Source organism: Shinella oryzae (assembly GCF_023038235.1).
GTDB lineage: Bacteria > Pseudomonadota > Alphaproteobacteria > Rhizobiales > Rhizobiaceae > Shinella > Shinella sumterensis.
Genome location: NZ_CP081988.1, coordinates 1,128,111 through 1,139,894 on the forward strand (window position 1 = coordinate 1,128,111; position 11,784 = coordinate 1,139,894).

The window sequence follows — 11,784 nt, forward strand, 5'->3', positions numbered from 1 at the left end:
TCAATGTGATCGGTCGCACGGGATCGTCGATCTTCATCAGGCGCCGTTCAGATAGGGCGCGATGAGGCTGAGATCGGCCTCGCCCAGACGGTCGTTGGCGGTGTTTCTCTGGTGCCAGTAGGGATATTGCAGCCACGGCTGGCTGACCTGGTCGAGACGACCACGTTCCTCGTCGCTCAGCTTCAGGTCCGCGGCGGCGAGATTGTCCTTGAACTGTGCCTCGGTGCGCCCGCCGATTATGACGGATGTCACGCCCTTGCGGCCAAGCAGCCAGGCGAGCGCCACCTGTGCGGCCGACACACCGCGCTCTCCGGCGATGGCAACCAGCGTCTCTACGATGGACCAGAGGCGGTTTTCATCGCGGATCGGCGGCTCCGTCCAGCCGGCAAACTGGCGCGTGCCTTCCGGCGCACCCTGATCGCGGCGATGCTTGCCGGACAGAAGGCCGCCGGCGAGCGGGCTCCAGACGAGGATGCCGAGGCCCTGGTCAATGCTGATGGGAACGAGCTCGTTTTCGGCGTCGCGGCTCTCCAGCGTATAGTGGATCTGCTGGCTCACGAACCGTTGGAGTCTGTCGCGCTCCGACACGCCGAGCGCCTTCATGATGTGCCAGCCGGAGAAGTTCGAGCAGCCGATATAGCGCACTTTGCCTTGGCGCACGAGCGTATCGAGCGCTTCCATGGTCTCTTCCAGCGGGGTGAGGCCATCCCATTCGTGCACCTGGTAGAGATCGATCACGTCGGTCTTCATCCGCTTCAGGCTTGCCTCGCAGGCGGCGATTAGGTGCTGGCGCGACAGGCCGCTGTCATTCGGGCCGTCGCCCATCGGAAAACGGGCCTTTGTAGCGATCAGGACGCCGCTTCTGCGCGGGCCGCCAAGGATTTCGCCGAGAATTTCCTCGCACACGCCCTGCGAATAGGCATCCGCCGTATCGATGAGGTTCACCCCGGCATCGACACAGAGGTCGACGAGGCGGCGCGCATCGGCGACGCCGAGATCGCCCACCGTCTTCGCCCAGCCGACGCCCCCGAAGGTCATGGTGCCCATGGTGATTGCCGAAACCTTGAGGCCGGAGCGGCCAAGCTGCCGATATTCCATTCGCCTTCTCCCTTCAGATTGCAGAGCCTGCGCCGCACACGGTAAGCCGGGTGCGGCGCAGGCTGTGTTTCAGAACCGCGTCATTTCGCGCTGATCATGTCCCGCCAGAGGTCGATGCCGCCTTCCGTGGCGTGGGTATCGATCTCTTTCAGCTCTTCCTCGCTGAAGGCGAGATTTTGCAACGCATCAAGCGAATCGTCGAGCTGGGCGACGTTTCGTGCGCCAATCAGCGTGGACGTCACGCGCGGATCCCGCAGTACCCAGGCGATCGCCATCTGGGCGAGCGACTGGCCGCGGCGCTTGGCGATCTCGTTCAGCGCGCGCACGCGGGCAAGGTTGCCTTCGCTCAGCAGCGCCTCGTCGAACGAGCCGGCGCGAGCAGCGCGCGCGTCCTGCGGAACGCCGTTGAGATATTTTGACGTGAGCAGACCCTGCGCGAGCGGCGAGAATGCGATGCAGCCGACGCCCAGTTCGCCCAGCGTGTCGAGCAGGCCGTCCTCGATCCAGCGGTTGAGCATGGAATAGGATGGCTGGTGGATCAGCAGGGGCACGCCTTCCGCACGCAGGATGCGCTCGGCCGCGCGGGTGCGCTCCGGCCCATAGGAGGACAGGCCGACATAGAGCGCCTTGCCCTGTCGCACCATCTGGATCAACGCGCCCATCGTCTCCTCGAGCGGCACATCTTCCGTCGGACGGTGGGAGTAGAAGATATCAACATAGTCGAGACCCATGCGCTGCAGGCTCTGGTCGAGCGACGCGAGCAAGTGCTTGCGCGAGCCGCCGCGGCCATAGGGCCCGTCCCACATCTCCCAGCCCGCCTTCGACGAGATGACGAGCTCGTCACGGTGATGGCGAAAATCTTTCTTCAGGATGACGCCGAAATTCTCTTCCGCGGAGCCGGGCGGCGGGCCGTAATTGTTGGCGAGGTCGAAATGCGTGACACCACGGTCGAAAGCGCGGCGCACGACGCTTCGGCCGGTCTCGAAGAGATCGACGCCACCAAAATTGTGCCAGAGGCCGAGCGAGATCGGCGGCAGGCGGAGACCGGCGTTTCCGCTGCGGCGATAATCGGTGCCGTCGTAACGGTTGGGATTGGCGAGATACATGCTGTCTCCTTTGTATTTCAGCCGGGCGGGACCGGGCTCCGGCAGTCAGGCATCAGGGGTACGCCGTCGCGATCATTGCATCAATGACCAATCGCTCAACGGATCATTGAGCCAGGCTCAACGATGGCGCGGTTGCACTTCGCGAATGGTCTGGATCAGCGCCTGCAAACCGTAGGGCACCTGCCGTCGGCTGGAATAGTAGAAGGCCAGCGGCGGCCCGAGCGACGACCAGTCCGGCACCGCGCGCTCCAGCCGACCGGCCCGCAGATGCGGTTCGGCCACCTTCTCCAGGCAATAGGCGATGCCGATGCCCGATAGCGCCGCCGACACCGAGACATCCGTCGAGCCCGATATCAGCGCGCCGGGCACATCGATCTGCCGCTTGTCCTCGCCGCGCTCGAATTCCCAGTGATAGATCTGCCCACGCCCCGTGCGGATACGAATACAGTTGTGCGACAGCAGGTCCTCTGGCTTGGTGGGCCGTCCCGAGCGGGCGAGATAGGCGGGCGAGGCCACAGCCACCCAGTTCAGCGCCTCCGTCACCGGCACGGCGATCATGTCTTCGGGAATGGTACCGGCGTAGCGCAGACCCGCATCGAAGCCCTCCGCCGTCACGTCCACGAAGTAGTCGTTGGAGGCGATTTCCAGCTCGATATTCGGATAGCGTTCGCGAAACAGCGGCAGCACCGGCGTGAGCAGCAGGTCGACGGCATCGCGCAGCACATTGATGCGCACGCTGCCCGCGATACCGCTGAAGCGGCCCTGCAACTCCTCCAGCCCGCTCGTGATGAGATCCAGACCGGCCGAGACCTTCTCGGCCAGTGCGGATCCCGCCGCCGTGGGGGAAACGCTTCGGCTCGTCCTGTTCAAGAGCCGCACGCCGAGCCTCGCCTCCAGCGCCTTCATGCGGTGGCTGAGGGCGGACACGGAGATTTCAAGCTGGTCGGCGGCCTTGCGGAAGCTGCGGGCGCGAACGATCTGGAGGAACACCGCCAGATCGGATAGCTCGTTGCGATTGGAAACCATGCTCACCGTCACCCCCTCGCCCCGTCATAAATCGCGCGACGGAGCGCGTCAAAGCGCGGTCAGACCTTGTTGACGCTTGCCGCGTAGATTTCCTCGATCGTCTTCCCGAGACTCGCATTGAACGCCGCGTCGTCCATCGTCGCGCGCAGGTCCTCCGTGAGGGCGCGGGAGAAGCTGGCGATCATGCCGTGGTTGCGGCTGAGCTTTTCGCAGGCATCCGCACGGCTGTAACCACCCGACAGCGCCACGACACGCGCGACGGCCTTGTGCTCGACCAGCGGCTTGTAAAAATCCGCCCGGGTCGGAAGGGTGAGCTTGAGGAAAACCCGCGTTCCGGCCGGTAGCGCATCCAGCTCGCGGGCGAGTTCGTCGCGCAGGCGCGCTTCCGCCTCCTGCTTGCTGGGACTGCCGATGGAGACTTCCGGCTCGATGATCGGGACGAGGCCGTGGTCGAGGATCTGGCGGCCGATCTCGAACTGCTGGCGCACGACCGCGCCGACACCGGCCTTGTCGTCCTTGGCGATGACCGAGCGCATCTTGGTGCCGAAAATGCCCTTGGCGGTCGCGCGGTTGAGCAGCGCGTCGAGATCGGGCATCGGCTTCAGCACCTGTGCGCCGTTTTCTTCCGCCGCTAGGCCCTTGTCGACCTTCAGGAACGGTACGACGCCACGGTCTTCCCAGAGATAGGTCGGCACGGGCTTGCCGCCCGCCTCGCCATCCATCGTCTTTTCGAACAGGATCGCTCCAATCACCCGGTCGCCGGAGAAGGCCGGCGCGGTCATGATGCGCACCCGCATCTCATGCATCAGGCGGAACATCGCCTCATCGCCGTCATAGTCGGTCTCGGCAATGCCGTAGAGCTTCAGCGCACCGGGCGTCGAACCGCCGCTCTGGTCGAGCGCGGCGATAAATCCGGGCTTGTCTTCCATCTGCGACATCATTTTCGGATCGCTCATCTCGCCTCCTCCTGTTTTACCGGCTTCGCTTCGGCCGGGCCTGTTTCTGACTGTGAACATAGACCAGAACGGACGTAATCCAACCGGTACCCGGTCGCTTTTTCAATACAGCCGCGCGACTGGCGAACCGTGTCCGCCAAAACGCGGCGGGGTGCGGGGTGTCCGGCAAGAATCCACCTTGACGGACATTCGCAGGCGTCGCACACTCTCTTCGACCGTCCCCTTGCCCGCTCCGGCCATGCCGCAAGGCCACGGTCACGGCCAGGCACATCTGCCCCGCCACACGGGGACGCGAGCCGATACTCCTCCTGACAAGGACGTCAGACAATCAATCCGCAACCGTCGATGCCGTGCGCCGCGCAAAGGCGCGCGTCTTGCCTGTTGCGGTCCATCTTGCGCAGCCGGAGCACCGCTCCGGGTGCCCCATGCGCTTGTCTCGCGCGGAAAGGACCCATCATGACCGCCTCTGCCAGAATCGTTCCCGATCTGCTCGCCGATCTCGGCAGCCTCACCATTGCGCAGGTGCAGGCAGCCTTCGCGGCCGGCACGCTGACTTCCGAAGAGCTCGTGCGCGCCTCGCTCGCCCAGGTCGAGAAGCTGAACGGCAAATACAATGCCATAATCTTCTCGTGCGACGACGCCCTTGAGCAGGCCCGCGAGATCGACCGCCGCCGGGCGGCCGGCGAAGCGCTCGGGCCGCTGGCCGGCATCCCCGTCGTCATCAAGGATACCGTCGACATGGTGGGCTATCCGACCACGGCGGGCTGGCGCCTGCTCTATTCGGGCACCGGCGGCATCGATCTCTTCCCCGAGCGGGATGCCCCGGTGGCGGCGCGCATGAAGGCCGCGGGCGCCGTGATCCTCGGCAAGACGAATGTGCCGATCCTGAGCTGGACCGGCACCCACGCCAATGACAGCTGGGCCGGACCGACGATCAACGTCGCCATCGAGGACCGCGCGCCGGGCGGCTCCAGCGCGGGCACGGCAAGTGCCGTCGCCGCGCATATGTGCCTTGTCGGCCTAGCCGAGGAAACCGGCGGCTCGATCCAGAATCCCGCCTCCGCACAGGGCCTCGTCGGCATCAAACCGACCATCGGCATGGTGCCGAATGCCGGCGTCGTTCCGCTTTCGAGCAATCGCGATGTCGTCGGGCCGATCGCCCGCACGGTCGCAGACGCCGCCCTCTGCCTCGACGCTATCGCCGGCTTCACCTGCGAGGACCCCAAGACGCTCGCATCCATCGGTCACATTCCGCCGGGCGGTTTTGCCGCCAATCTCTCGCGCGACGCCCTCAAGGGCAAGCGGATCGGCCTTTATGGCCCGGGTTGGCGCAAGGATACGCTTTCCGACGAGACGGCAGCACTTTACGAGCGCGCCAAGGGCGAACTGGCCGCCGCCGGCGCCATTCTCGTCGACGATCCCTTTGCCGGCACGGATTTCAACACCCACCGGCAGATCACGCCCGGCACGCCGTTCTTCGACGGGCGCGGACTGGAATCCCTGCCCTACGACATCACCTGCTATCTACGCCGCCTCGGTCCCGAGGCGGCTCTGAAGAGCTGGGAGGAGTTCACCGCTGCGACGAGCGCGGAAAATCCGCTCGCCCCCGGCGCGATCCTCGGCTACCTCAACGAGCTGCCGGACTTCCTGGAAGCCGTCAAGGCGCCGGCCGTGCCGCCGGCCATGCCGGAATTCGCGGCCCTCAAGGAAACCTATCTCAGGCTGCTCGACACGGTGTTCGCGCACCACCAGCTCGACGCGCTCGCCTATCCGCAGATGCTCGGCGAACTGCCCGGCCTGCATTCCGGCAACGCGATCAGGGAAACCACGGTGGGTGAGCTCAACATTGCCGGCATTCCAGGCATCACCGTACCCGCCGGATACTATGCTTCGGGCGCGCCGTTCGAACTCATCTTCCTCGCGCGGCAGTGGGATGACGCCAAGATCATCGACTTCGCCTACGCCTATGAGCAGGCTACGCTGCATCGCAAGCCGGCCGTCTGACCGCTGCGCTAAAGCCGGGCCGGCATGTCGTGCCGGCCCGGTTAGTCTCGAACGGTCGTGTGACGGGACGGCGACACTCACTCTTATGCGCGGCGTGGCAATGTCGCCCTTGCCAGATTGCCGGCGGCCTGACATGATCCGGGCTATTGGTATTTCAAGATCCTTGAGCGGGGTGGCTCTCGACCGGCATCGGGCGGGAGCTTTTTTGTTTTGGCGGTAGGCATGCGGAATGATGATTGGCGCGTTGGCGTCCTTTTTTCGGAAACCGGGGTGACCGGCGCGGTGGAGCGTACACAGCGCGCCGCGACATTCCTCGCGATAGACGAGATCAATCGCGCCGGCGGGGTGCGGGGGCGGCCCATCGTGCCGATCGCCTACAATCCCGCGTCCATTCCCGCGAACTATCGCGACATGGCTTTGAAGCTCGTCGACCAGGACCGGGTCGACGTCGTCTTCGGCTGCCACATGTCCAGCACACGCAAGGCCGCACTGCCGGTGATCGAGGCGCGCGGCGCACTTCTGTTCTATCCCACCCTCTACGAGGGCTTCGAATATTCGCGCAACTGCATCTATACGGGCGCGGCGCCGAACCAGAATTCCGTGCAGCTCGTCCAGTTCCTCACGCAGAACTACGGCGACCGGGTGTTTCTCGTCGGCTCGAACTATGTCTATCCCTATGAATCGAACCGCACCATCGCCGATCTCTTCCTGCGCGGCGGAGGCCAAGTGGTGGACGAGATGTATGTCCCGCTCGCCCTTGATGACGCCAGCATCGCAACGATCATCGAGCGTATCCGTCGCACGAAGCCCGACGTCATCTATTCCACGGTCGTGGGAGACGGCATCGTTCCCTTCTTCAAGGCCTTCAAAGCGGCGGGCTTCGATTCCAAACACATGCCTATTGCCAGCCAGTCCACCAGCGAGGCGGACTTCCGGCAGCTGGCGCCAAGCGTCGCCGAGGGTCACGTTACGGCAGCGCCGTTCTTCTCCACGATCGACCGCCCCAAGGCGCGGGAATTCGTCGCAAGCTATCACAAGGCATTCGGTGACGACGTCCTTCCGACCGCACCGGCCGAGGCGGCCTATTTCCAAGTCCACCTCTTTGCCCAGGCCCTCGAACGGACAGGCAGCATGGCGCTCGGTGATCTGCTGCCAGCACTTGCCGGCGTCGAATACGATGCGCCGCAGGGGCTGGTGAAGATCGACGGCGCCACCAATCACACCCATCTGTGGCCGCGGGTGGCGAAGGTGAACGCAAACGGCGAATACGACATCGTCTACGATCCCTCCGTCCGCGTCGCGCCCGATCCGTTCATGCTGGAATACAGACCGGAGTCGGCGATGTCGGCGACCCGCGATGCCGTCGGTCTTTAGGAGGCAGGATGTCATTTGCGCTTCTACGAGATCTCCGGGACCTCAAGGTGCTCGTGCTCCATCCCAACAACGCCGAGGGCCAGTCGCTGACCGAGCATCTAAGGCGTATCGGCTGCACTCCCACCCAGATCTGGCCCGTTCCACCGGAGCTACCCCTCGGCACCGATGTGGTCTTCCTGGCGATCGAGGACGATGCCCGTCCCGAGATCGAGCGGTTCATCAAGAACCAGCCCAAACCCGGCCCGACCATGCTGGCGATCGTCGGTTACGAGAACCCGTCGACACTTCAGATCGTGCTGGAGAGCGGAGCCCAGGCCGTGGTCGAGCGGCCGATAAAACCCTTCGGCCTGCTGACCAATCTCGCCATTGCCAGAAACCTCTGGCTGGAGCAGCAGCGCCTCCTCAAGGAGGCACGAAAGTACCGCAGGAAGGCCATGGGCGACCAGCAGCTCGCCCGCGCCAAGGCCATTCTCATGGCCCACAATGGGGCGACGGAAAACGAAGCATATCAAGACCTTAGGCGACAGGCGATGGAGCGCCGCGTTTCCATCGAAGAGGTGGCGAAGTCCATCGTTCTGTCCGAGGAGCACTTGCGCGCCTCACCGAAACGTGCTTAGTTCGTCCCTGTCCTGAGGGACACAATATATCCATGGGTCCCCGTGCAACGTCATGGCCATTCATGGAAGCGGCACAGAGGAAAGTGCCAACGGCAAAGTAGCCCGCAGGTTCGAAAGAGCCTCGCGGGTTTTTTATTGTCGCCTGACAAGGTCGTCAGTCCCACCAAAGCCAAAATCAGCGCCGGAATGCCGTTCTACGGCGTCCTGAGGCGTCGCGGCATGCAACGTTCATCAACAAGGGGAACACAATGTTGAACAGACGCAATTTCCTGAAGACCACAGCGGCCGCATCGGTCGTCCTTTCGGCGCCGACGCTCATCGGCCGCGCCTTTGCAGCCGACCCGATCCGCGTCGGCGCGCTCTATTCCCAGACCGGTGGTTTGTCGGTCGTCGAAAAGCTTCTTGCCAATGCAGTGCAGATGGCCGCAAGCGAGATCAACGCCACAGGCGGCGTGCTCGGCCGGCCAATCGAGGTCGTCGTGGAAGACGGTGCCTCCGATCCGAAGACCTTCAGCGAGAAGGCCTCGTCGCTCATCCTCAAGAACAAGATCGATACCGTGTTCGGTTGCCACACCTCGGCGAGCCGCAAGGCCGTCTTGCCGATCTTCGAGCGCCGCAACGCCACGCTGTTCTACCAGACCCACTACGAAGGCTTCGAGTGCTCGCGAAACGTGGTCTATTCCGGCGCGGTGCCCAACCAGCAGCTCGGAAAGTACATTCCCTGGATCGTGGAGACGCTCGGCAAGAAGAAGTTCTTCATCGTCGGCTCGAACTACGTCTATCCGCGCGAGATGGCGAAGGTCTCCAAGAAGCTCATCGAGGCCAGCGGCGCCGAATGGGTGGCAGACGAATATCTGGAACTCGGCCATTCCGAATGGGCGGTCATGGTCAACAAGATCAAGGAATCGGGCGCCGACGTCGTTCTCTCCAACGTGGTCGGCGACAGCATCATCGCCTTTTACCGCGAGTTCAAGAACCAGGGTCTGTCCCACGAGACCATCCCGATCTGCGCGACGGTGACCTCGGAAATCGAGATCGCCGCGATGGGCGCGGAATATGCGGCTGGCAGCTACATGTCGGTGCCTTACTTCATGTCGATCGATACGCCTGCGAACCACACCTTCATCGACAATTTCCGCAAGTTCACCAACGATCCGAAGGCCGTTACCTATCACTCGCTCGAAGCGGCCTATTTCCAGGTCTTCCTCTGGAAACAGGCGGTCGAGAAGGCCGGCAATCTGGATCCGCAGGGTGTGCGCGGCGCCATTCGCGGCCAGAGCTACGATGCGCCCGGCGGCAAGGTGACGATCGACGCCGACAACCTGCATTGCTGGATGACGCCGCGCATCGGCCAGTGGCAGGCCGACGGCCAGAGCAAGATCGTCCGCGAGGAGCCGGCCCCGGTGAAGCCGCTGCCCTATTCCGCTTATGGCGAGACCGAAGACAACCTGTTCTGCACCGCCAAGGGCCTCGATCAGGCAAAGCTCAAGGGCTAAGGCGGCGAACAGCGCCCGCCGGGTCCTTGCGGCCCGGCGGCTTTCGCTCGACCGGAAGGAACAGCTCAATGTTTGATGTGATTTTCATTGGCCTCAGCCTCAGCTCGATCCTGCTGCTGGTGGCGCTGGGGCTTGCCATCACCTATGGCGCGATGGGCGTCATCAACATGGCGCACGGCGAAATGGTGATGATCGGCGCCTATGTCGCCGTGCTGTCGAGCATCTGGCTCGGCGCCAATTTCCTGCTCGCCATTCCCATCGCCTTCGTGGTGACTGCCCTGCTCGGGCTTCTCATCGAGCGCCTCGTGGTGCGTCGCCTCTATGGCCGCCTTCTCGATACGCTTCTGGCCACCTGGGGGATTTCCATCCTCATCCAGCAGGCCGTGCGTCTTGAATTCGGCCTTACCTTCTTCGGCATCCATATCGACGGGCTCGGCCCCGGTCTTCAGAACGTGACCGTGCCGGCCTATCTGCAGGGTACGGTCTCCGTCGCCGGGCTGGAATTCAACGGCTACCGCGCCTTCATCATCGGCGTGACGCTCGCGCTGACGGCGCTGACCTGGCTCATCCTCTACCGCACATCGGCCGGCGTTCAGGTGCGCGCGATCATCCGCAATCCGAAGATGGCCGCCGCCTGCGGCATCGACGTCAAGCGCGTCAATGCGCTGACCTTCGCCTTCGGTTCGGGGCTCGCAGGCGTTGCCGGCGTCATGATGTCGGGCTTCAAGACCGTGTTTCCCGATATGGGCGCGACCATGGTGGTCGATGGCTTCATGGTCGTCGTCACCGGCGGCGTCGGCAGCATTTTCGGCACGATCCTGTCCTCGGGCCTTCTCGGTGAGATCAATGCGCTCGTCGCAATCGGCACGAACGACATCATCGCGCGCGCGGTGGTTTTCGCGGTCGTCATCGGCGTGATCCTGTTCAGGCCCAACGGGCTCTTCTCATACAAAGGACGCTGACCCCATGGCGCTCGAACGCAAGATCCAGCTCGCGGCCTATGGACTGTTCATTGCCGCGCTCTTCCTCGCTCCGGCTTTCGGCGACGAGTTCTGGCTGAACCGCATCGCGAAATATCTCGTCTACGGCATGCTCGGGGTCGCCATCGCGCTGACCTGGGGCTATGCCGGCATTCTCAACCTGGGACAGGGCCTGTTCTTCGGCATGGGAGCCTATATGCTCGCCATGTCGCTGAAGCTTTCCAGTCCCACAAGCCTGGCTCAGGGCTCGGATACGCCAGTGCCGGATTTCATGCTGTGGAACGCAGAGCCCGGAGCGCCGACGGACCTGTGCTGCATCAACAAGGGATCCTTCCTCTGGTTGCCCTTCCAGCACCAGTGGTTCGGCCTTGCCACGGGTATCGTCCTGCCGGTCGTCATCGCAGGCGTGCTCGGCGCCATCATCTTCCGCAAACGCATCTCTGGCGTCTTCGTGTCGATCATCACATTGGCGCTCGTGCTTCTCGTGCGGCTCGTCCTGGTCGATGCGCAACCCATAACCAACGGCTTCAACGGCCTGACGGACCTCGGCTGGCTGACGATCGGCGGCATCGAATTCGATCCCTACAGCCGGGCCACCTACTATCTTTGCGCGGCATCGCTTTCGCTCACTCTGATTGCCGCACGGTTGCTCGCCGACACGCGGGCGAGCCTCATCCTCCAGGCGATCCGCGACGACCAGCTGCGCGCCCGCTACCTCGGCTTCGACGTGCCCGTCTACCAGACGTTCTTCTTCGTCGTGTCGGCGGCCATCGCCGGATGTGCCGGCATGCTCTACGTGGTCGTCACCGAATTCGCCTCGCCGACCTTCATGGACCTCTCCTTTTCGGTGACGATGGTGGTGTGGGCGGCCGTCGGCGGGCGCTCGTCGCTGCTCGGTGCCTGCATCGGCGCCATCCTGATCAACATGATCGAGGCGCAGGTCAGCGAGACCGAGGCGCTCGTCGAAGCGTGGAAGGCGATTATCGGGCTCATCTTCGTGCTCGTCGTGCTCTTCATGCCGCGCGGCCTGGGCGGGCTCGCCCATTCGCTTGTCGCCCGCTTCCAACGGGATGAACAGCCTTCGGTTTCAGCGACCGCAGGCGCCACACGATCGGAGACCGCGTGAC

10 protein-coding genes are annotated in these 11,784 nt (G+C 63.8%); 6 read left to right on the top strand and 4 right to left on the bottom strand.

Translation table 11 applies throughout. From position 1 onward, the window contains the following. Nucleotides 1-36: 36 nt before the first annotated feature. The 4 genes from K6301_RS21500 to K6301_RS21515 form a co-directional block, all read right to left on the bottom strand. Nucleotides 37-1,098: an aldo/keto reductase gene (locus tag K6301_RS21500; RefSeq protein WP_247220887.1), complete on the bottom strand. Its 1,062-nt coding sequence runs from the start codon at nt 1,096-1,098 to the stop codon at nt 37-39. 80 nt (nt 1,099-1,178) lie between these two features. Continuing rightward, nucleotides 1,179-2,204 carry an L-glyceraldehyde 3-phosphate reductase gene (gene mgrA / locus K6301_RS21505; protein WP_247220888.1) on the bottom strand — a complete coding sequence of 342 codons (1,026 nt, stop codon included), beginning with the start codon at nt 2,202-2,204 and terminating at the stop codon, nt 1,179-1,181. Between the two features lie 117 nt (nt 2,205-2,321). Beyond that, entirely contained in the window at nt 2,322-3,230 is a 909-nt protein-coding gene (locus K6301_RS21510) for a LysR family transcriptional regulator (RefSeq protein WP_247222477.1), read from the bottom strand. Nucleotides 3,231-3,289: 59 nt separating this feature from the next. Then, nucleotides 3,290-4,186 carry a fructose bisphosphate aldolase gene (locus K6301_RS21515; protein ID WP_247220889.1) on the bottom strand — a complete coding sequence of 299 codons (897 nt, stop codon included), beginning with the start codon at nt 4,184-4,186 and terminating at the stop codon, nt 3,290-3,292. Between the two features lie 456 nt (nt 4,187-4,642). Between K6301_RS21515 and K6301_RS21520 the strand changes: the two genes are divergently transcribed. From K6301_RS21520 to urtC, 6 genes are all read left to right on the top strand, one after another. Beyond that, nucleotides 4,643-6,190 (top strand): amidase, encoded by a 1,548-nt coding sequence (locus K6301_RS21520; protein WP_247220890.1) that lies wholly within the window; start codon nt 4,643-4,645, stop codon nt 6,188-6,190. 222 nt (nt 6,191-6,412) lie between these two features. Next, nucleotides 6,413-7,564 carry a transporter substrate-binding domain-containing protein gene (locus K6301_RS21525; RefSeq protein ID WP_247220892.1) on the top strand — a complete coding sequence of 384 codons (1,152 nt, stop codon included), beginning with the start codon at nt 6,413-6,415 and terminating at the stop codon, nt 7,562-7,564. 8 nt (nt 7,565-7,572) lie between these two features. Continuing rightward, nucleotides 7,573-8,181 carry an ANTAR domain-containing response regulator gene (locus tag K6301_RS21530; RefSeq protein WP_134651076.1) on the top strand — a complete coding sequence of 203 codons (609 nt, stop codon included), beginning with the start codon at nt 7,573-7,575 and terminating at the stop codon, nt 8,179-8,181. A 248-nt stretch (nt 8,182-8,429) separates the two neighbouring features. Next, nucleotides 8,430-9,677, top strand: coding sequence for a transporter substrate-binding domain-containing protein (locus K6301_RS21535; RefSeq protein ID WP_247220893.1), 1,248 nt, complete (start codon nt 8,430-8,432; stop codon nt 9,675-9,677). 68 nt (nt 9,678-9,745) lie between these two features. Further along, nucleotides 9,746-10,639, top strand: coding sequence for an urea ABC transporter permease subunit UrtB (urtB, locus tag K6301_RS21540; RefSeq protein WP_134651080.1), 894 nt, complete (start codon nt 9,746-9,748; stop codon nt 10,637-10,639). A gap of 4 nt (nt 10,640-10,643) precedes the next feature. Next, on the top strand, nt 10,644-11,783 hold the full coding sequence (urtC, locus tag K6301_RS21545) for an urea ABC transporter permease subunit UrtC (RefSeq protein ID WP_247220895.1): 1,140 nt from the start codon (nt 10,644-10,646) through the stop codon (nt 11,781-11,783). Nucleotide 11,784 lies beyond the last annotated feature (1 nt).

What these genes read in the sequence shown, in the direction of transcription:
- K6301_RS21500 (WP_247220887.1), bottom strand. Translation starts at nt 1,098, where the DNA reads ATGGAATATCGGCAGCTTGGCCGCTCCGGCCTCAAGGTTTCGGCAATC.
- mgrA (WP_247220888.1), bottom strand. Translation starts at nt 2,204, where the DNA reads ATGTATCTCGCCAATCCCAACCGTTACGACGGCACCGATTATCGCCGC.
- K6301_RS21510 (WP_247222477.1), bottom strand. Translation starts at nt 3,230, where the DNA reads ATGGTTTCCAATCGCAACGAGCTATCCGATCTGGCGGTGTTCCTCCAG.
- K6301_RS21515 (WP_247220889.1), bottom strand. Translation starts at nt 4,186, where the DNA reads ATGAGCGATCCGAAAATGATGTCGCAGATGGAAGACAAGCCCGGATTT.
- K6301_RS21520 (WP_247220890.1), top strand. Translation starts at nt 4,643, where the DNA reads ATGACCGCCTCTGCCAGAATCGTTCCCGATCTGCTCGCCGATCTCGGC.
- K6301_RS21525 (WP_247220892.1), top strand. Translation starts at nt 6,413, where the DNA reads ATGCGGAATGATGATTGGCGCGTTGGCGTCCTTTTTTCGGAAACCGGG.
- K6301_RS21530 (WP_134651076.1), top strand. Translation starts at nt 7,573, where the DNA reads ATGTCATTTGCGCTTCTACGAGATCTCCGGGACCTCAAGGTGCTCGTG.
- K6301_RS21535 (WP_247220893.1), top strand. Translation starts at nt 8,430, where the DNA reads ATGTTGAACAGACGCAATTTCCTGAAGACCACAGCGGCCGCATCGGTC.
- urtB (WP_134651080.1), top strand. Translation starts at nt 9,746, where the DNA reads ATGTTTGATGTGATTTTCATTGGCCTCAGCCTCAGCTCGATCCTGCTG.
- urtC (WP_247220895.1), top strand. Translation starts at nt 10,644, where the DNA reads ATGGCGCTCGAACGCAAGATCCAGCTCGCGGCCTATGGACTGTTCATT.